The organism is Shewanella gaetbuli, assembly GCF_023284065.1.
Lineage (GTDB): Bacteria > Pseudomonadota > Gammaproteobacteria > Enterobacterales > Shewanellaceae > Shewanella > Shewanella gaetbuli.
The window spans coordinates 44,376-64,870 of the sequence record NZ_JAKIKP010000010.1 but is presented as its reverse complement, the minus strand read 5'-3'; the positions used below and the strand labels follow the sequence as shown (position 1 = coordinate 64,870).

The window sequence follows — 20,495 nt, the reverse complement described above, 5'->3', positions numbered from 1 at the left end:
ACTCTCATGAGTACAATTAGGGCGATAGCCTTATTGCTACTCGCTAAAAATTAATCCACTAACTCTGCATGAGATAGGTGAATATAATGTAAATAGCGTTCATATTGAGTAATAATATCAGCGGTAATCTGTTCTTGGGTATAGCCCATAACGTCATATTGCTGGCCACCATGCTCGAGGAACACCTCTACACGATAATAGACATCTTCACTGTCCATATTATCTTCTGTTGTGCCTGTTACGGTATAGGCTCGTAATCTAAGACCGTACACAAAAGATAACGGGTCATCAGGGCCAACCACTAAACGTACACGCTCATCTCGCAATACAATATCAGCGAGCAACCCTTTATCAATTAAAGTCTGTCTGACCTCTTTTAACGCGGGTTCAGCTACATCATCAATGAAGTGCTGCGCATCATCGCGTGATGGTTGAGATACCAATACATCTAACCTATCTTGCCATGTCATATTCGCCTTAACATACTGCACAGATGTGTTATGCGATTGCACACTATTAATTTTGAGCCAATCATCTTTAAGCGCAATATATAAGCCTAAGCACATTAACAACATAATGATTAAGAATGGCAAAGCACTGGCAATCGCCGCCGTTTGTAAAGCCTGTAAGCCACCTGCTAATAATAAAACTGAGGCAACGACACCTTGTAATAGCGCCCAGAAAATACGCTGCCATACAGGGGCATCATTGTCGCCACCAGAGGTTAAGTTATCAATAACCAGTGAACCAGAATCAGATGATGTGACAAAGAAAGTCACCACTAAACAGACTGCAATAACAGATAATAGGGTTGAAAATGGCATGTGTTCAAAAAACTTAAACAACGCAATCGAAACATCAGTAGACACGGCTTCTGATAAATAGCTTGCACCGTGATTCATAATCGCATCAATTGCAGTATTACCAAATACCGTCATCCATAAAAAGGTAATAGCTGATGGGACAAACAATACCCCAATTAAAAACTCACGAATGGTTCTACCGCGGCTTACACGCGCAATAAAGGTACCCACAAAAGGAGACCATGAAATCCACCAGCCCCAATAAAGTAATGTCCAACCACCAATCCAATCATCTTTTTGCTCGTAAGCATAAAGATTGAAAGTCTTAGTGACGATATCACTTAAATAACCACCGGTATTTTGTACAAAAGATTGCAGTAACACGACAGTTGGGCCAAGCAGTAGCACGGCTAACATTAAGAAAACGGCTAAAAATAAGTTAAGTTCACTTAATCGTTTCACCCCTTTATCAAGTCCAGAAAACACCGATAAAGTCGCAATTAACGTAATAATGCCAATTAAGATAACCTGAACCATTACATTATTTGGTAACGACTCAATTAAATAACTTAAACCTGAGTTGATTTGTAAAACGCCAAAACCAAGCGATGTTGCCACACCAAACATGGTGCCTAATACCGCAAAGGTATCAACAGCATGTCCTATCGGGCCATATATTTTCTCACCGATTAGTGGGTAAAGAGCAGAGCGAGGTAACAGCGGTAATTTATGTCGATAAGAGAAATATGCCAGAGAAAGCGCAACGACAGAGTAAATTGCCCAAGCATGAATACCCCAATGGAAAAAGGTAATCTTTAATGCATCTTTTGCAGCCTGAAGGCTTTCAGGGCTGGCATCTGGCGGCGCCAAAAAATGCATAACAGGCTCAGCCACACCAAAGAACATTAATCCAATGCCCATTCCTGCTGAGAACAACATGGCAATCCAGCTTTTATAGCTGTAATCAGGCACCGCATGCTCTGGGCCTAATTTAATGTCGCCAAAACGGCTTACCATTACAAAAATAATAAAAATTAAAAAAATTGCCACGCCTAAAATGTACATCCAACCAGCTTTAGCTTCAAACCAGCCTTGAACTGATTTAAAAAACTGACTTGCCTCTGTTGGCACAATGGCACAAAGTAAAACCATCAATGTGATCAGAATAACTGAGGAAAAAAATACAGGCGGGTTGATACTAGTCTTAAAAGACATAATGTCTCCCTTTCAATACAACGAAAATAATCTAATAACTCACCGCTTCAAGACGGTTAAGAAATTAATAAAGTTGAAAAAACACTCAAAATTAATTGAACATCATAGCATACAGAATAAAAAACATGGCTTAACTGTCAATGAATTATTTACTTTAGCCGCCAACTCACCGCCAGTGATTAACAATCGAAACACAGGCCAAACCAAAAACAAATTACCCCAACAAACAAAACAAAACGTATCAGCAAAATATCATCGCAATATCAATACAATAATCCCCCCCTCTTTCATTCCATCCCCCCTTCCCATTTCCACTAAAATATTGAAGCTTCATAGCGCAACAATGGGCTCACATTAATGCTGAAGTCAGATTTTTAACATGAAATAATTTGCTCTATACCAATTAAGATATACAAACCAGCTAACTATTCCTAAACTAGATAAAACTCAATACATTAACCTTTATTAAGGCCAAAGTATGAAAATTGTTATCGCCCCAGATTCATTCAAAGAAAGCTTAACAGCCATGCAAGTCGCCAATGCGATTGAGAAAGGGTTCAAAACTATCTTTCCCCATGCCGAATATTGCAAAGTGCCTATGGCCGATGGTGGTGAAGGCACAGTCCAAGCGATGATTGATGCCACTAACGGCAAAAAAGTTACATTAAAAGTATCAGGCCCACTGGGTGAACCAGTAGAGGCTTTTTACGGTATTTTGGCAGATAACAAAACAGCAGTAATTGAAATGGCCGCCGCATCTGGCTTGCATCACGTACCAAGAAGCAAAAGAAACCCATTAACCACCAGTAGTTATGGCACCGGAGAGTTAATAAAGGATGCCTTAAACAGAGGTATGAAGCATATTATTATTGGCTTAGGTGGCAGCGCAACAAATGACGCTGGCGCAGGTATGCTAACCGCACTGGGCATAAAGCTACTTAACGCACAGGGGCAGCCTATTCCCTCTGGTGGCGCAGGTTTATCAGAACTAGTACAAGTCGATATGAGTCAGTGCGCCCCTAAATTAGCTCAATGCAAAATAGATGTTGCCTGTGATGTCGACAACCCGTTATGTGGACCTCTTGGTGCTTCAGCCATTTTTGGTCCACAAAAAGGCGCTACAACTGAAATGATTAATGAACTGGATAACGCACTGAATCATTTTGCTCAAGTTAGCTCATCGTTGTTTCCATCAAAGCAATTTCACACCGTTAAAGGTTCTGGCGCAGCTGGCGGCATGGGTTTTGGTCTATTAACTTACTTAAATGCAACGCTAACACCTGGTATCACTTTAGTGACTCAAACCGTGGGTTTAGCAAAACATTGCCAAGATGCAGATTTAGTGATCACCGGCGAAGGCCGAATTGATGGCCAGACTATTTTTGGTAAAACCCCTATGGGAGTCTTACAGGTCGCGCAGCAATATAATGTCCCCACTATCGGCATTGCAGGGAGTTTAGGCGACAACGCCAATGCCATTTTAACCAAAGGCATGCAAGCCATATTCGCGATTATTCCGGGTGTTGCGCCATTAGAAGTCGTGCTAGAGGAAGCTGAAACCAACCTCATCAATACTTCTCAAAATATCGCAGCAACACTTAACATGTCACTATAAATAGAGGTTGATGGTCACGAAGGTTTACCCTCAAAACTTACAAGCAAGAATAGCCAAACAAACCTTGATAAAACTTGAAGCGACTAAACGCTTAAAGTAAAGTTAGCACCCTTATTTCAACCCGTATAATAATGATTAGTTTATTATTATACGGGCGCTAAATTGACTATAACGGCTAGCTAATAAAATGACCTTAAAACCAAACAGACAAGCAGATGCGTCCGAGCAAAGTTTATTGCGCATATTTACTGTTCCAGAAGATACCAATTCAACATTAAGTATCATTGAACAAAAATTGTCTGAAGATCTTGCCGGTTTTTTAGGAAATAGTATTGCAGCATTAGAAAAGCCGTTATCTGAAATTGAAACTGATTTTAAGTCATTTAAAATTCCAGCAGCCCCTCGTTTCGTCTCTGATTATACCGACGAGATAATGCAAAATTTGGTAGCACACTCGGTACATACCTCTGCTCCAAGCTTTATTGGACATATGACATCCGCACTACCTTACTTTGTTTTACCATTGTCAAAAATGATGGTTGGGCTCAATCAAAACTTAGTCAAAATAGAAACCTCAAAAGCCTTCACCCCACTTGAACGCCAAGTGCTAGGCATGATGCACAACCTAATATATGACCAAAACGATACGTTTTATAATGAGTGGATGCACAGCGCGAACCATTCATTAGGCGCTTTCTGCTCCGGTGGCACAATAGCAAATATTACCGCCTTATGGATAGCACGCAATCAACTGTTAAAAGCGCAAGGCGAATTTAAAGGCATTGCCCGGGAAGGAATGTTAAAAGCCTTACGACATTACGGCTATGACGACTTGGCAATATTAGTGTCAGAACGTGGTCATTACTCCCTAGGAAAAGCTGCAGACCTATTAAGCATTGGCCGAGATAATATTATCAGCGTGCCAACCGATGGCAATAATAAAGTTGACGTCGATGCTATGCGCAAAATCGCTCAACAACTTGAGCGACAAAATATTAAAGTCATGGCCATTGTTGGCGTTGCTGGCACAACAGAAACAGGCAATGTCGACCCATTGAGTCAACTAGCCGAATTAGCCAGTGAAATTAACTGTCATTTCCATGTTGATGCCGCATGGGGAGGCGCGAGTTTATTATCAAATAAATACCGTCACTTATTAGCCGGTATCGAACGTGCAGATTCAGTAACCATTGACGCACACAAACAAATGTATGTGCCCATGGGCGCAGGCATGGTGTTATTTAAAGATCCTGAACTAGCCAACAATATCGCCCACCATGCAGAATATATTTTACGAGTCGGTTCGAAAGATCTAGGAAGCCAAACATTAGAAGGCTCCAGACCAGGTATGGCCATGTTAGTCCATGCTTGTTTACAAATCATCGGCCAAGAAGGTTACGAAATACTCATCAACAATAGCCTTGAAAAAGCGCGCCATTTTGCCACATTAATCAAACAGCATAGCGAATTTGAATTAGTCACCGAGCCAGAGTTGTGTTTACTGACCTATCGTTATGTCCCTAGTGGTGTACAAGAGGCTATTGAAAAAGCCATAGCAGCAAATGACTTGGAAAAAGTTAACCATATAAATGCGTTACTTGATGGCTTAACCCAATTTATTCAAAAACATCAACGTGAGCAAGGCAAGTCTTTTGTGTCTCGCACCAGAATCCGCCCACTGAAATATTATCGTCAAACAACCACAGTATTTAGAGTTGTTCTAGCCAACCCGTTGACCACTCATACGATATTAATGTCAGTACTTGAAGAACAAGTTGAAATAGCCAAACTAGACAGCGAATTTTATCCGCAACTCCATGCTATTGGGCTGGAATCGGCAGCCTTGTAATGGTCTAATAAACAAAGATCCTCGATAACAGATCTCGAGGATGACGAAGTTGAGTGATTTCAACGGTAACGAAATTAAGTGGCTTCAAGCTGACGAACTTAAGTGACTTTAAAGGTGACGTTGTTGAGGTGACATAGTTTCATGTAGCTTTAACAACACCTAGCAGATGGTTATTGTAATCACTTCGCCAAAAAGCCCCTCAACTCTCATCATTACAGAACACGTCTCAACATCCGTATTTACCGAAATACTTCATAACATCCGTCTTTACAGAAATACTTCTCAACATCCGTCATTACAGAAATACTTCTCAACCTTGTCACTCCAGCAATGTCTCTCAAACCCGTCATTCCAGCAACGTCTCTCAAACCCGTCATTCCAGCAACGCTTTTGGGCTGGAATCTGTCAGCTCCAATAACTAAAGATCCTCGATAACAGATCTCGAGGATGACGAACTTAAGTGACTTCAAGCTGACGAACTTAAATGACTTCAATGATAACGAAGTTAAGTGGCTTCAAGGTGACGAAGTTAAGTGGCTTCAATGATAACGAAGTGAGTGATTTCAAAGGTGACAAGGTAAATCATAAATTTTAGCCAATAAAAAAGCCCCAACTTAACGTTGAGGCTTGTTTATCCATCATTCGACTTTTAAAAGTACGAACTTAATAATGGTACCCGAGGCCAGACTTGAACTGGCACGCTTATTCAGCGAGGGATTTTAAATCCCTTGTGTCTACCGATTCCACCACTCGGGCAAAAGTGTCGTTCTAACCGATTAATATCCATTAAAACAATGTAGTGGAGGCGCGACCCGGAGTCGAACCGAGGTCGACGGATTTGCAATCCGCAGCATAGCCATTCTGCCATCGCGCCACTTTGTAGATAATTGGAGCGACATATCGGGTTCGAACCGATGACCTATACCTTGGCAAGGTATCGCTCTACCAACTGAGCTAATGTCGCATCTCTAATACTCTATTAAAACAATCAACAAGGTTTATTCTTTCAACCTATCAACTGAGCTAATCTTGTATCTTTTCACAGCAATGAAACTTTCGTTTTAGTGACTGCGTCTTGTCTACGGGGTTGCATTCTACGGATTTCTGCCGATGTGTCAATTGCTGTTTTTATTAAAAATGATCGTTTGCACACTAAATAATCTTATTGAACTATTTATATGCTATTCCTCGGTCAAATCATTCCATGCAGCCGCGATATAGCTAATCATTGACCAGAATGTCAGTAGCGCCGCGACATAAAATAATGCATATGCCACATCAGTCAAAAATGGCGTAGGTTTCCATATTAAGCCGATAATGGCGATCATTTGAGCTGCTGTTTTATATTTGCCAATCCAAGACACTGCCACAACGCCTCTTTTACCAATCTCAGCCATCCATTCACGTAAGGCTGAGATAACAATCTCACGACCGATCATAAACAGTGCTGCAAGGGTAAGATAAATATTATCATTTTGCTGAACCAGCAATACCAGTGCGGTAGACACCATAATTTTATCCGCTACGGGGTCCAAGAAAGCACCAAAGCGAGTTAGTTGGCCTAATTTTCTAGCGGCATAACCATCTAATGCATCAGTAACTGCGGCCAACCAAAACACAAACGCAGCAGCAAATGGCGCCCAAGTGTATGGAAGATAAAAGAAAAAAACAAATACAGGTAACAACACTAAACGAAATAGGGTTAGTGCAATAGGTAAATTAAACGGCATAAATAGACCAATTATTCAAAAGCAGCGCCAATCTTGCCTTAATTTTAGCCCCCTCGCAACGAATCATGAATTGTTTGTGCCATTTCTAAGCTAATTCCGGGCACTTTTGTTAACTCAGACACACTGGCACTTTTAACTTCCTGCAAACCACCCAAGTGTTGTAACAATGCTTTACGTCTTTTAGGGCCAACTCCGGCAATCGATTCAAGTGTAGATGTGTTACGGGTCTTTTGACGCTTATTTCTATGCCCGGTTATCGCAAAACGATGAGATTCATCGCGAATATGCAGAATTAAATGAAATGCAGGTGAATCACTGGCTATATTAATGGTTTCTTCTGAGCCACCCAGCACAAACGTTTCAAGCCCCGCTTTTCTGCCCTCACCTTTAGTCACTCCAATCAGTAAGGGAGGTTGAGGTAAATGGGCACACTTCTCATCAACAATTTGCTGTGCCACCCTTAATTGGCCAAGACCACCGTCGATAAACAGCAAATCTGGTACTTTGCCTGACTCATTAATTTTGTCAAAACGTCGAGAAATAGCCTGATTCATTGCAGCATAATCGTCACCGCCGGTAATGCCGCTAATGTTATAACGTCGATAATCCGCTTTGTAAGGCCCTTCACGATTAAATACCACACAAGAAGCAACGGTACTTTCTCCCATGGTATGACTGATATCGAAACATTCCATACGTGCTATTGGAGTTGATAGTTCTAATGCTTCCTCCAGTAATGCAAATCGTTGCTCAATGGTATTTTTATGCGACAGCCTCGATTGCACTGCATTATGTGCATTCGTCACTGCTAAGGCTAAAAATTTTGCCCGCTCCCCACGCACTTGAGTTTTTATAGCAATCTTTTTTTGTAATGCTTGCTCAATTGAATCGGCAACTAACTGTTTACCCTCAAAGTCATGGCTTAATATTACTTCTTTAGGCACGGTTCTTTGCACATCGATATTTAAATAGAATTGGCCAACAAAAGAGGACAACACTTCATCAAGCTCTGTTTCGGCTGGAATACTGGGGTAATAACTGCGACTACCAAAAATTTTGCCTTCTCGGATAAAAAGCAAATGAAAGCAAGCTATGCCTGAAGCATAATGAACGCCAATAACATCCATATCACCTTGGCTGTTTGACACTTCTTGTTGTTCACTCACTTTACGAAGCGCACTAATTTGGTCACGATATAAGGCTGCTTGCTCATAAGCCATATCAATAGCCGCTTGCTCCATTTTACCAACCAAAGTACTAATAACCTGTTGGTCTTTTCCACGTAGAAATAGTGTCGCTAGCTTAACTTGCTCTTGATAATCTTCATCAGACACAATGCCAACACAGGGTGCACTACAACGTGACAGTTGATACTGTAAACACGGGCGAGACCGTGACTTATAGTACACATCTTCACATTGCCTGATCGGAAACAGCTTTTGCATTAAATTAAGGCTTTCGCGTACCGCACCACCATTGGGGTAAGGACCAAAATAATGGCCTTTTTCGCGCTTAGCGCCTCGATGATAAGCCAGCCTTGGGTGCTTATGCTCGCTAAGTAAAATATAAGGATAAGATTTATCATCACGTAACAATACATTGTATTTAGGCATGTATTGTTTGATGTAATCATTTTCTAGAATCAGTGCATCAGTTTCACTGTGAGTAACAGTAACATCAATATGGTGAATGTTGGCGACTAAAGCTTGGGTTTTAACATTGGGTAAATTGGAACGAAAATATGAGCTTAAGCGCTTTTTTAAATCTTTCGCTTTGCCCACATAAATGACTTCACTCTGGTCATCATACATACGATAAACGCCAGGTGAAGAGGTGACTGTTTTTAAAAATACTTTAGCTTGAAATGCGTTAGACATAAGTCACTACTGTTAAACAAAACCCAATAACACCCCATACGTTTGAGTTGTTATGTCAGTTTAAAAAGAACCCGTATCTAACATTTTGTAGCGGATAGCCAAGCGGGTCAATTCCACATCCCCATTAATGCCTAATTTAGCAAACAGCCGATAACGGTAACTGTTCACGGTTTTAGGGCTCAAATTGAGCTTTTCAGAAATATCATTGACCTTTTCACCATTGGTGATCATCAGCATAATTTGCAGCTCTCTTTCAGAAAGGCTACTAAAAGGGTTTTCATCATTACTGTTAAATTGACTTAGCGCCATTTGCTGGGCTATTTCGGGCGATAAATAGCGCTGACCACGAGAGACTTGCATAATCGCACGAACCACTTCAGGAGACGTTGCTCCTTTGGTTAAATAACCCGAAGCCCCTGCCTGCATCACTTTGGTGGGAAAAGGATCTTCAGTTTGCACCGTTAACACAATAATTTTAGCATCAGGTTGATAACGTAATATTTTACGGGTTGCCTCTAAACCACCCATTCCTGGCATATTCATGTCCATTAATATCACGTCAGCTTCATTTTGGCGTGACCACTGAACAGCCATCTCACCATCGTGAGCTTCGCCAACCACTTTAATCCCGCGTTCATCTTCTAATAAGCGACGAATGCCTGTTCTAACTAACTCGTGATCATCAACTAAATATACAGAAATCAACTTCAACCACCCTTTTTATAATCAGCCATTCATCCTGAATAAAAGCTATTTTTATATTGCAAAACATTAACATAAGTTATCGTTGAAGTTTTGCAATTATTGATTATTCAAATTTATCACTAATCCGTTAAAGCACACAAGCAACAGCTGGCTAAATATCAGCAAATAAAATGAATAATTCGCTCGATAGCTCACTATTCATAAAGCTGGCCATTAATCGTCACAACGACACAACGTGCTGATGCATGATCACGGTGCTCACATAAATACACTCCTTGCCATGTACCAACATTTAACCGTCCATTGGTTATGGGCAAAGTAAGTTCAGCCCCAATTAGGGTCGATTTTATATGGGCAGGCATATCATCTGGCCCTTCATAGGTATGCTGATAATAAGGAGCGTTTTCAGGCACCATCACATTAAAATGACGTTCGAAATCACCTCTAACGGTAGGGTCTGCATTTTCATTTATCGCTAAAGAAGCTGAAGTATGTTGGATAAATAAATGTACTAAGCCAATTTTATAGTTTGATATTTCTGGTAATTGAGCAAATAACTCGTTGTCAATTAAATGAAAACCTCGCCTTTTGGCCTTTAAATATATTTGTTTTTGCAACCACATAACAATGTCCACCAGCTAATGTTTAAAAATATTAGTTTTGAAATCAACTTGAAATACATCATATTCAGTACCCTATATTCCCCCAATAAAAAAACGCACCTTGAACAGTGCGTTATTAGCATTCAATACCGTTACCGCTAGGGTTACATGGTTGCCATAGACCAGTAATCAAGTCTTTTCTGCGGCTCATAAACCACAGACTTACAAAGCTCTTTATACTTACCCATTAGGTCCCTTAAGCTTTTAGAACCACCCAGTTTTTCAAGCTGTTTGGCTTTTTCAGCACTCAAATCTTGGGTTACTTGTTCAGCTGTACGGTATTTTTGAGCAAGCAAAACTGCATCGTTAGCAGAGGTTTTAAGTCTTTCACCCACCGCTTGCATTTGTGGCGCATTCATTGCGCCAATGGCATCTGATGCAATTTCATAATAAGCAGCACATTGAATAACTTCATCCGTAAACGCTTTTTCTGCCGCATCTTGCGCCATTACATTCACACTAGAACCCAACATCATTACTGCTAAAAGACACTTTCCTTTTAAAAACATAATCCATCCTGTCTGCGCGAGGTCACAATAAAGTAATTTTTTTGACATACATTACCTTAAAGAAGTTTGCCGTCAATAAAAACCCTTTATCAACGAATACCGGCAACATAAGCAAAATAGATTAAAAACCATGATTAGCATTACTGACTCTAAACCAACCGGCAATGCTATTTCGGGTACGGTTAGTGGGTAAAACCTCATGAGGAAAACGTTCGCTCAAAAATACTGCCAAGGTTCCCATTAATGGCGGGACTGTGGCTATTATGGTGTCATTTTCATCATAAATAATCAGTTCTCCACCGTCTGCTTGCTGCCATAACGGATTCAAAAAGAACACGGTAGATAAAATTCTATTTTGACTGCCCTTAAGCGCATCAACATGTTTTTTGTAATGAGCACCCTTCTCATAAACGGCGTAATGGCTTTCGTAATCAAATAACCCCATAAACAATCGCCTATTAAGGCCATCTTTAAGTTGCTCCATAATTGACAAAAAGCCATTATCAATCTGGTCTTGATTATCTAACCAACTAATTTTGTCTGAGCGAATATCAGTATTTACTTGTTGCTCAGAGCCTCGGCCAATGGCCGCAAGTTTAAAATCAACATCTTGCTTAGCTTGCATTTTTTCAAGCAAAGCCAAGCTTACAAAGGTGGGAATGATGTCAGATAAAAGTATGTAACCTTTATCGACCAACGCATCTGCGATCACATCCAGCATTGCTTCACTCAATTGCGAAACCATACATGCTACATCCAAAAAGAGACGACGCTTTTTACTGTACTTTAGGACTCATATAACCGTGAGGGAGTCTGAATTTCGAGGGGGCGTTTTCTAATAAATACCACAAACTGAAAAGGCTATCAGCTTGACCTAATTGAGCTAAAAGAGGCTTAACTCAACGTGAGCGGATAGTAGCCGAACATGACTATTCAAACAACATTTATCATACCATTGTTGAAAATAGTCATGTTCAACTCGATAAAATCGCAGGTTGACTTACTGTGCGATCACTTCAGTTGTTGCAACCGTATTTGAAGCCAACTGGCTTTGGTTCATTTTTAATGCTAAATACAAATCAGAACGAATATAAATGCCCTCATTACCGGACTTGATTCCAGTTTGGTCAAACCAAGAGCGAAGTTGCCGTTTACGCCCAGCTAATTCAAGCCTGACGCCTCGCTTTCTAAAAATACTATCTAACTCCGCTAGCATTGACATGACACTCAAATCTAAATGGGTAAAACATGGCACGGCATCAATAATGACACATTGAATATCACCATTTTGTTTCGCATATTGCTCTAAAATACGGCGCTTAAAATAAGCCGCATTAAAATATGTCAAAGGTGAATTAAACCGATATATAAAAATACCCGCAACAGGCTGGGCTTTGTCACTAGTATCTACACTGCGAATGACCCCTTTAGCATCGACACCTAAAATTTGGTCTGTGGGGCGCATCACCGTTCTAATAAACTGAAATAACCCCAACAATACCGCTAAGGTAATTCCGGGAATGACCCCAATAAATAGCACGGCCAATAAGGTGGTTAAGGCTAAATAAAAAGCTTGTTTGTCTTTAAAGCGTAAATGCCATATTGCTTTAAAATCGAGTAAGTGAATTGAGGCAATAACCAGTACCACTCCAAGTGCTGCACTAGGAATAAACTCCAGTGGCTTGGTAAAAAATATTGCAATAATAGCAATAATAGACGCCGCTATAATTGACACTAATTGCGTTTTCCCGCCATTTGCGTCATTCACCGCGGTACGAGAATCGGCTCCACTAACCGCAAAACCTTGCGATATTGCCGAGGCAATATTAGCCAGACCCAAGGCTCTGAATTCCTTATCAGCATCAATATCATAGCCATTTTTTGCTGCAAAACTTCTTGCGGTAAGCATCATACTGACAAAGCTCACCACCGCTAAGTTTAATGCTGGCATCACTAATTCACGAATAATCCCCACGTTAAAGTCAGGTGTTTGAAATACCGGTAAACCACCCGCCACTGAGCCAATAGTTTTGATATCGAATTGTTGTAAATTGAATCCCCAAACCAATATGGCACCAAACGCAATAGCAAACATTGAAGATGGCCAAGTCGGTTTAAACCTCTTCATGGCAAAGTAAACCCCAACCGTTAGCAAAGCCATTGATAAGGTGGGTAAATGAGTTTGGGTTAAATAACTTGGCGCGCCACTCACTCGCTCAAGTAAGTATTTACTATCAAAGGTAAAACCAAAAATTTTAGAAAATTGCCCCACAATAATGGTAATGGCAACACCATTTAATAAGCCCATCAAAATGGGTTTAGATAAAAAATCAGCCAGCACGCCTAATTTAAAACGACTGGCAATTAAGCACCAGCCACCCGTCATTGCGGTCATGGTCATCACTAATTGCCAATGCTTTAAACTATCTCCAGCCGCTAAAGGGGTCACTACCGCGGCAATAACCGCACACGTTGCCGCATCGGGGCCAACAACTAATTGCCTAGACGTGCCAAATAATGCATAAACCAACATCGGCAACACGCAAGAATACAGCCCAACAGCAGCATTAACTCCAGTTAATTGTGCATAAGCGATGGCGACAGGTAAGGCTACCGCCGCCACTGACAATGCCGCTTTCACATCATCTGCCAGCCATTGACGTTCATACTTTAACAAGGTGGCTAAGCCAGGGGAAAATCATTCAAACGAGACAACACAGTAAATCCTTAACCGAATTGCAAAGGTGCTTAATATTATGTGGTTATTAATGAAATTACACCTAATTAACAATAGTCTTTTATAAAAAACAAATGATTCAAAATGCGTCATTCAATTATTGCTAAAACCAATACAAGTTAACTCAAACACCCATTTCACATGAGAAAAATTGATACTTTTGATTACAATAAATCCCCATTGAATTAGAAAAATACATGGTAGAATGATCGACTGTTTCGTCTAGTCCATTGGCTAATCTTTCCGTCTTCTATTAATTACCGTGTTGAGGTTTTTGTGTCTCACAATTCTACTGTTGCCAATCAAACGTCTTTTCCGCATTTAGCAATGCTAATTCCCATGTTAGCCGCCATTGTTGCCATCACACCTTTGGCAATCGATATGTATTTACCTGCCATGTCTATCATTGCAGTGTCGTTTTCAACAGACGTCACCATGGTGCAACAATCGCTAAGTATATATTTAGCCGGTTATGCGCTGGGCATGTTAGTTTTTGGGCCGATTGCCGATAAAGTGGGCCGCAAACCCTTGGTGATCACCGGATTAATTGGATTCTGTATTGTCAGTTTTTTAATTGCCATCACTCAGTCAATCGAACACTTTTTAGCATTACGATTCTTACAAGCCTTTATTGGCGCAGCGGCAACGGTTGTGGTTCCCGGATATATTAAAGAAATCTACGGCGAAAATACCGCTAAAGGGATGTCATATGTCAGCTTAATTATGATGCTGGCTCCTTTACTGGCACCCACCATTGGGAGTTTAATTTTAGAATTAGGCGACTGGCATTTAATCTTTTTTGTATTAAGTGCCTATGCAGCGTTACTGCTTGTTTTGATTATATTTAAACTTAAAATGCCCAGCGATAATGACAAACTTCAACGCAGTAATAAGTCATTTTTTAGATCTTATTACACGGTCTTTTCTAGACAAGGGGTCAAACTGCACATCACCAGCGGTGTATTAACGTCGTTTGCGTTCTTTTGTTATCTCACCGCCTCACCCTTTATTTATATGGATGTGTTTGGCTTAGATAAATCATTATTTGCTATTTTGTTTAGCTCGAATGTCGGTGCGCTCATGCTGGCTAACATTGTTAATTCACGCATTGTTAGCCGCTATGGTTCAAAAAGAATGTTACATGTTGGCACCTTTTTCGCCACCTTAGCGTCAATAGGGTTAGTTGCCGTTAACCTACTCGATTTAAGCTACCATTTTACGGTAATAATGCTTATACCTTTGATGGGTGCGCTTGGGGTAATGTCGGTAAATGCTGACGCCATTGTATTGATGAAATTTAAGCATGAAACCGGTACAGCCACAGCCGTCATAGGGACGTTACGTTTCGGATTTGGGGCGACTGCTGGCCCACTAATGGCTTACTTTTATACCGGCACAGCGGTGCCGTTTGCGATGTTAATGCTAAGTGCCATTTTACTGGTAGCTTTGTGTCAAACATTACAAAACTACCAAAGTAAGTCATACAAAGAATAGCTCCAGCAGTTATCAACCTAACGTAAACCGCTTCAACGCCTTACAATCATAAGCCATCAACATTGTCTGATGGCTTTTTTATTTCCATAAGCCCAAGTCTGCTTTTCGCTGCAACTCTTTGCTTAAAAATAAACGTCCAACAGATTATGAGTCGCCTTATAAAAGCACAATAAAATTTAATCAGTAACGGTTTCCCACTAGAGTATTTATGAATAATTTTCAATTCTTATGAAAATTTAAATAAAACACTTGAAGTAAATATTGATTTACATATTATGAACCTACCGCGTTCTGCAGAGCGGATAATTGAGTTTAGTGACAGCTAACTCAAGCAGCAGGCTTAAATAACCCTTTAAGCTTATTTTTTAGAACGATTACCGTCGTTGTATGCAAGATACTGTTTACCATAACGGTAACTTAAGAGGATTCTACTTATGGAAAAGCTTTCTGGCGCCAGTATGATTGTGCGCTCTCTTATTGACGAAGGTGTTAGCCATATTTTTGGTTACCCCGGCGGCTCAGTGTTAGACATCTATGATGCCCTTCATAAAATAGCAGGTGTTGAACATATTCTTGTTCGTCATGAGCAAGCCGCTGTTCATATGGCCGATGGTTATGCTCGCGCGACAGGTAAAGTCGGTGTTGTGCTAGTAACATCGGGCCCTGGTGCCACTAATGCCATAACTGGTATTGCAACCGCTTACATGGACTCTATTCCAATGGTGGTGTTATCGGGTCAAGTACCAAGTTCATTAATTGGTAATGACGCCTTCCAAGAGTGCGATATGATTGGCATTTCAAGACCTGTGGTAAAACACAGCTTCTTAGTTAAAAATCCGGCTGAAATTCCTGAGATCGTCAAAAAGGCGTTTTATATTGCCTCAACTGGCCGCCCTGGCCCTGTGGTTATCGATTTACCTAAAGATTGTTTAAACCCTGAACTTCTGCATGATTATGTTTACCCTGAAAGTGTAAAAATGCGTTCGTATAACCCAACGACAACAGGCCATAAAGGGCAAATTCGTCGTGGCCTTCAAGCGCTGCTAGCGGCTAAAAAGCCGGTACTTTACGTCGGTGGCGGAGCCATTATTTCTGAATGTGATAAACAAATTTTATCCCTTGCTGAACAGCTTAACATTCCCGTTATTAGCACCTTAATGGGTTTAGGCGCTTTTCCGGGTTCTCATAAACAAAGTTTAGGCATGTTAGGTATGCACGGCACTTATGAAGCCAATACAGCCATGCATAACTGTGACCTTATTTTTGGTATTGGGGTGCGCTTTGATGACCGTACCACTAACAATGTTGAAAAGTACTGCCCTAACGCCACTATTTTGCATATTGATATTGACCCTGCATCAATTTCTAAAACCGTCAGAGTGGATATTCCCATTGTAGGTTCGGCAGAAAACATTTTAGATTCCATGCTTGAACTGTTAGCAGAATCAAAAACAAGTAACGACACTGAAGCACTTGAACAATGGTGGCAAGATATTAACCAATGGCGTGAGAAAAAGTGTTTAGAGTTCGACCGCAACTCTGGCCGAATTAAGCCACAACAAGTGATTGAAACACTACATAAACTGACTAACGGTGATGCTTATGTAGCCTCTGATGTTGGTCAGCACCAAATGTTTGCCGCATTATATTATTCGTTCGACAAACCGCGTCGTTGGATTAACTCAGGCGGTTTAGGCACGATGGGCTTCGGCTTGCCTGCCGCAATGGGGGTTAAAATGGCCTTCCCTGATGAAACCGTAGTATGTGTTACTGGTGATGGTTCAATTCAAATGAATATTCAAGAGCTTTCAACAGCACTACAATATGACACGCCAGTTAAAATTATTAACCTTAACAACCGTTTCCTTGGAATGGTTAAACAATGGCAAGACATGATTTACTCTGGTCGCCATTCACATTCTTATATGGACTCAGTGCCTAATTTTGCAAAAATTGCCGAAGCTTATGGACATGTAGGCATGACCATCAGTGACCCAGCAGAATTAGAAACTAAACTAGCTGAAGCATTAGCAATGAAAGACCGCTTAGTATTTGTTGATATTAGCGTAGATGAAACCGAGCACGTTTACCCAATGCTAATTAGGGGTGGAGCGATGAACGAAATGTGGTTAAGCAAAACGGAGAAAAGCTAATGCGTCGTATTATTTCAGTATTACTTGAAAACCAACCTGGTGCGCTTTCTCGAGTTGTTGGCTTATTTTCACAGCGCGGATATAACATTGAAAGTTTAACCGTAGCACCAACAGAAGACACCACCTTATCGCGTTTAAACATTACCGTATTGGCAGATGAAAGTATTTTAGAGCAAATTGAAAAACAGCTGCACAAGCTAATTGATATTCTAAAAGTAGCCAATATTACTGAAGCCGCCCACATAGAACGTGAACTTGCTTTAGTAAAAGTGAAAGCCATTGGCGATATTCGCGAAGAAGTAAAACGCACCGCCGATATTTTTAGAGGCCAGATTGTGGATGTTACCTCGTGCCTTTATACCATTCAAATGGCAGGTCCAAGTGAAAAGATTGATGCCTTTATTAATGCATTGGCCGAAGTAACAAAGGTTATTGAGGTATCACGTTCAGGCGTAGTGGGCCTTTCTAGAGGCGAGAAATCGATGAAAGCCTAACCCTACTAATACTCCTAATAATATTAACCAAAAGAGCCATTTGATATAATGGCTCTTTTTTATTGGGTTCGTGAAAGGCTCAACTTTTAAATATATTCATTTACCCGAGTTGCGGTTAAATACCAACACCTATCCACTAACTGTGTTACTGTGGCATCTCTCCCTACCGCTTAGTAGGGACTTCTTTTCCTTTCCGAACTTGCATCTCGGCACTCCTTAGTTGCCCTTCTAAGCCATACAGCAAGGCTTAACTTATGTTTACCCCACTTTCAAAATCGACAGTGAATTTAAATCAACTTAACAATGTTCAACCGTTAGAAACGAATACAGTTCCACAGCTGAAAAAGCAAGAATCCCCCTCCTTGCTTCATCCGCATAAATTACCCACCGCGATAATCTATTGCGAAGCTAACTTCGCCAAAGTCGATGGAAAAACCGCCAATGGATTAGTGAGACATTCTCAAAATTACCGAATTTTATCGGTTATAGACAGCCATTGTGCCGGATTAGACTCAGGACAAGTGCTAGATAATGCGCCAAATAATATACCCGTAGTGGCCAATATAACGCAGGCCATGATTCATTCCCAAACCACCCCAGACTATTTTATTTACGGTATTGCTCCCTCAAGTGGTTTGTTAACCAATGAAGACAAAGACATTATTTTAAATGCGATGTCACTTAAAATGAATATCATTAACGGACTGCATGAGTTTTTAAATGATGACCCAACATTCATTGCTTCGAGTAAGAATAATCGCGTCAGCATTTTAGATATACGTAAGCCCAACACCAAGCATCAGCTACATACCTTTACCGGCGACATACACAGTGTTGATTGCCCTAGAATTGCGGTTATGGGGACAGATTGCGCATTAGGTAAGCGCACAACAGCAACAATTTTGGCAAATGCATTACAAAAAAGGGGGCTGAAAGTGGTAATGATTGCCACCGGCCAAACCGGTATTATGCAAGGCGCACCCTACAGCGTTGCACTGGATGCGGTGCCCTCTCAGTTTTGTGCTGGCGAGTTAGAATCTGTCATCGTCAAAGCCTATCAAGTAGAAAAGCCCGATATTATTATTATTGAAGGTCAAGGAGCGCTGAGCCATCCTGCGTTCTCAACCAGCTCTTTTATTTTGCGAGGCAGTTGTCCAACAGGGGTGATTTTACAACACGCGCCCAAACGCCAACACCGAATCGATTTTCCTAATATGCCAATGCCCACACCGGCGACTGAAATCAATCTTATTGAGACATTTGCGGACACAAAAGTTATTGGCATTACTCTTAATCACCAAGATATGACAACAGACGAAGTGTTAACCTTTATAGACGGCTATAGTAAACAGTTTGACATCCCCGTCACCGATGCATTATCACAGCCGATAGCACAACTACTGCACATAGTGAAACAGGCCTATCCTCAAATTAACGACAAACTGGCTAACACGGAATGACACTTCCCAAAGTCGACATCGATTGCAGCAAAATATTCCATAATGCTCAGTGTCTAATAACCCAATTGGGATTAAAGAACATCTCGGTTACCCCTGTGACTAAAGTGTTTTTAGGCCACCCACTTATAGCGGAGATATTAATTAAGGCCGGAGCGAAAACATTTGCAGACTCAAGATTAGAAAACATTCAACGGTTAGCACAAGCGGGTATTACACAACCTAAAATGCTGATACGAACCCCTATGTTGAGCCAAGTGACAGAGGTGGTAAAGTATTGCGATATTAGTTTAAATTCAGAAGTCGATGTTATTCAACAGCTATCTGAAGCCGCCAAATTAACTAATACCTGCCACAAAATAATCATCATGGTTGAACTCGGCGATCTAAGAGAAGGCGTTATGCCAGAACGATTGATTGGCTTTATTCAGCAGATCGTCACATTACCTAATATCAATATAATGGGCATTGGTACTAACCTCGCTTGTCGATATGGTATTGCAACTGACCATGAAAAAATGGCATTACTTTCAAAAATCGCCGATGAGCTTGAGGCTAAATTCAAACTCAAATTCCAGATGATTTCAGGCGGAAATACGGCTTCGATTGATTGGGCGCTCAATAACACCCGAGCAACCAGAATTAACCATCTAAGAATAGGTGAAGCCATCTTTCTTGGCTTTGATTCATTAACACAACATCAGATTACAGGCTTACACACTAATGCCATTACCTTAACCGCTGAAGTGATTGAATCTAAAATAAAACCATCTTTACCTTGGGGAAAAAGAGGAACCAATGCCTTTGGCGAAAAAGAGGAGATTTTAGATAGAGGCTGTGTATCACAAATCATTGTCGCATTAGGCAGACAAGACGTATGTATAGCAGGGTTAACGCCACCAGACGGAATGACCATCATGTCATCAACCAGTGACCACTTGATTATTGAAACATCAACAGAATCAGTTATGGTAGGGCAAACGGTGAAATTCAATCTTGATTACAGTGGGCTTTTATCAGCAATGTCATCATGCTTTGTGAGAAAGTCGTTTAATTTAATCAAGGTGTCGCAGTAATTTGGGCATAAATGCCAAAGTGTGAATGCTAAATCGTGAGTACTAAATGCATCTCTAAAAACAATCGCGGCTTGTGTTAGTTATTAACACAAAACGCGATAAATCAATTCTATAGAACC

At 40.7% G+C, this 20,495-nt stretch carries 15 protein-coding genes and 3 tRNA genes; 7 read left to right on the top strand and 11 right to left on the bottom strand.

Annotated features, from left to right (window positions below):
- Nucleotides 1-50 precede the first annotated feature (50 nt).
- Nucleotides 51-2,018: a BCCT family transporter gene (locus tag L2672_RS13070; RefSeq protein ID WP_248996291.1), complete on the bottom strand. Its 1,968-nt coding sequence runs from the start codon at nt 2,016-2,018 to the stop codon at nt 51-53.
- Between the two features lie 478 nt (nt 2,019-2,496).
- Between L2672_RS13070 and L2672_RS13065 the strand changes: the two genes are divergently transcribed.
- Both L2672_RS13065 and panP read left to right on the top strand, forming a co-directional pair.
- Nucleotides 2,497-3,633 (top strand): glycerate kinase, encoded by a 1,137-nt coding sequence (locus L2672_RS13065; protein ID WP_248996290.1) that lies wholly within the window; start codon nt 2,497-2,499, stop codon nt 3,631-3,633.
- Nucleotides 3,634-3,820: 187 nt separating this feature from the next.
- The gene (panP, locus tag L2672_RS13060) at nt 3,821-5,482 is read left to right on the top strand and encodes a pyridoxal-dependent aspartate 1-decarboxylase PanP (protein WP_248996289.1); all 1,662 of its coding nucleotides are present in this window, start codon (nt 3,821-3,823) and stop codon (nt 5,480-5,482) included.
- A gap of 670 nt (nt 5,483-6,152) precedes the next feature.
- Here panP and L2672_RS13055 read toward each other — a convergent pair.
- From L2672_RS13055 to L2672_RS13010, 10 genes are all read right to left on the bottom strand, one after another.
- Nucleotides 6,153-6,238, bottom strand: a tRNA-Leu gene (locus tag L2672_RS13055).
- 44 nt (nt 6,239-6,282) lie between these two features.
- Nucleotides 6,283-6,356 (bottom strand) — tRNA-Cys (locus L2672_RS13050).
- Between the two features lie 14 nt (nt 6,357-6,370).
- Nucleotides 6,371-6,446: transfer RNA gene (locus L2672_RS13045), tRNA-Gly, on the bottom strand.
- A 217-nt stretch (nt 6,447-6,663) separates the two neighbouring features.
- Complete coding sequence (gene pgsA / locus L2672_RS13040; RefSeq protein WP_248996288.1) at nt 6,664-7,212, bottom strand: CDP-diacylglycerol--glycerol-3-phosphate 3-phosphatidyltransferase; 549 nt, start codon at nt 7,210-7,212, stop codon at nt 6,664-6,666.
- A gap of 44 nt (nt 7,213-7,256) precedes the next feature.
- Nucleotides 7,257-9,089, bottom strand: a complete 1,833-nt coding sequence (uvrC, locus tag L2672_RS13035; RefSeq protein ID WP_248996287.1) for an excinuclease ABC subunit UvrC — start codon at nt 9,087-9,089, stop codon at nt 7,257-7,259.
- 60 nt (nt 9,090-9,149) lie between these two features.
- Nucleotides 9,150-9,794, bottom strand: a complete 645-nt coding sequence (gene uvrY / locus L2672_RS13030) for a UvrY/SirA/GacA family response regulator transcription factor (protein ID WP_248996286.1) — start codon at nt 9,792-9,794, stop codon at nt 9,150-9,152.
- A 194-nt stretch (nt 9,795-9,988) separates the two neighbouring features.
- Nucleotides 9,989-10,417, bottom strand: coding sequence for a secondary thiamine-phosphate synthase enzyme YjbQ (locus L2672_RS13025; protein WP_248996285.1), 429 nt, complete (start codon nt 10,415-10,417; stop codon nt 9,989-9,991).
- A gap of 143 nt (nt 10,418-10,560) precedes the next feature.
- Nucleotides 10,561-10,965, bottom strand: coding sequence for a hypothetical protein (locus L2672_RS13020; protein ID WP_248996284.1), 405 nt, complete (start codon nt 10,963-10,965; stop codon nt 10,561-10,563).
- Nucleotides 10,966-11,086: 121 nt separating this feature from the next.
- Nucleotides 11,087-11,710: a 2OG-Fe(II) oxygenase gene (locus L2672_RS13015; RefSeq protein WP_248996283.1), complete on the bottom strand. Its 624-nt coding sequence runs from the start codon at nt 11,708-11,710 to the stop codon at nt 11,087-11,089.
- Nucleotides 11,711-11,965: 255 nt separating this feature from the next.
- Nucleotides 11,966-13,642, bottom strand: coding sequence for a SulP family inorganic anion transporter (locus L2672_RS13010; protein WP_248996282.1), 1,677 nt, complete (start codon nt 13,640-13,642; stop codon nt 11,966-11,968).
- Between the two features lie 387 nt (nt 13,643-14,029).
- Here L2672_RS13010 and L2672_RS13005 point away from each other — a divergent pair, with 387 nt between their 5' ends.
- The 5 genes from L2672_RS13005 to L2672_RS12985 all read left to right on the top strand — a co-directional run bounded on the left by L2672_RS13005 (nt 14,030) and on the right by L2672_RS12985 (nt 20,376).
- Nucleotides 14,030-15,196 carry a multidrug effflux MFS transporter gene (locus L2672_RS13005; protein ID WP_476707520.1) on the top strand — a complete coding sequence of 389 codons (1,167 nt, stop codon included), beginning with the start codon at nt 14,030-14,032 and terminating at the stop codon, nt 15,194-15,196.
- A 434-nt stretch (nt 15,197-15,630) separates the two neighbouring features.
- Entirely contained in the window at nt 15,631-17,349 is a 1,719-nt protein-coding gene (locus tag L2672_RS13000) for an acetolactate synthase 3 large subunit (protein ID WP_248996281.1), read from the top strand.
- Nucleotides 17,349-17,843 carry an acetolactate synthase small subunit gene (ilvN, locus tag L2672_RS12995; RefSeq protein WP_248996280.1) on the top strand — a complete coding sequence of 165 codons (495 nt, stop codon included), beginning with the start codon at nt 17,349-17,351 and terminating at the stop codon, nt 17,841-17,843. Before L2672_RS13000 ends, ilvN begins: the two co-directional genes overlap by 1 nt.
- A 254-nt stretch (nt 17,844-18,097) precedes the next feature.
- Nucleotides 18,098-19,303 (top strand): N-acetyltransferase DgcN family protein, encoded by a 1,206-nt coding sequence (locus L2672_RS12990; RefSeq protein WP_248996279.1) that lies wholly within the window; start codon nt 18,098-18,100, stop codon nt 19,301-19,303.
- On the top strand, nt 19,300-20,376 hold the full coding sequence (locus L2672_RS12985; protein WP_248996278.1) for an alanine/ornithine racemase family PLP-dependent enzyme: 1,077 nt from the start codon (nt 19,300-19,302) through the stop codon (nt 20,374-20,376). The genes L2672_RS12990 and L2672_RS12985 overlap by 4 nt, the downstream gene beginning before the upstream one ends.
- Nucleotides 20,377-20,495 lie beyond the last annotated feature (119 nt).

Excerpts from the sequence above, each read along its gene's own strand:
- L2672_RS13070 (WP_248996291.1), bottom strand. The coding sequence starts at position 2,018 with ATGTCTTTTAAGACTAGTATCAACCCGCCTGTATTTTTTTCCTCAGTT.
- L2672_RS13065 (WP_248996290.1), top strand. The coding sequence starts at position 2,497 with ATGAAAATTGTTATCGCCCCAGATTCATTCAAAGAAAGCTTAACAGCC.
- panP (WP_248996289.1), top strand. The coding sequence starts at position 3,821 with ATGACCTTAAAACCAAACAGACAAGCAGATGCGTCCGAGCAAAGTTTA.
- pgsA (WP_248996288.1), bottom strand. The coding sequence starts at position 7,212 with ATGCCGTTTAATTTACCTATTGCACTAACCCTATTTCGTTTAGTGTTG.
- uvrC (WP_248996287.1), bottom strand. The coding sequence starts at position 9,089 with ATGTCTAACGCATTTCAAGCTAAAGTATTTTTAAAAACAGTCACCTCT.
- L2672_RS13025 (WP_248996285.1), bottom strand. The coding sequence starts at position 10,417 with ATGTGGTTGCAAAAACAAATATATTTAAAGGCCAAAAGGCGAGGTTTT.
- L2672_RS13020 (WP_248996284.1), bottom strand. The coding sequence starts at position 10,965 with ATGTTTTTAAAAGGAAAGTGTCTTTTAGCAGTAATGATGTTGGGTTCT.
- L2672_RS13015 (WP_248996283.1), bottom strand. The coding sequence starts at position 11,710 with ATGGTTTCGCAATTGAGTGAAGCAATGCTGGATGTGATCGCAGATGCG.
- L2672_RS13005 (WP_476707520.1), top strand. The coding sequence starts at position 14,030 with ATGCTAATTCCCATGTTAGCCGCCATTGTTGCCATCACACCTTTGGCA.
- L2672_RS13000 (WP_248996281.1), top strand. The coding sequence starts at position 15,631 with ATGGAAAAGCTTTCTGGCGCCAGTATGATTGTGCGCTCTCTTATTGAC.
- ilvN (WP_248996280.1), top strand. The coding sequence starts at position 17,349 with ATGCGTCGTATTATTTCAGTATTACTTGAAAACCAACCTGGTGCGCTT.
- L2672_RS12990 (WP_248996279.1), top strand. The coding sequence starts at position 18,098 with ATGTTTACCCCACTTTCAAAATCGACAGTGAATTTAAATCAACTTAAC.
- L2672_RS12985 (WP_248996278.1), top strand. The coding sequence starts at position 19,300 with ATGACACTTCCCAAAGTCGACATCGATTGCAGCAAAATATTCCATAAT.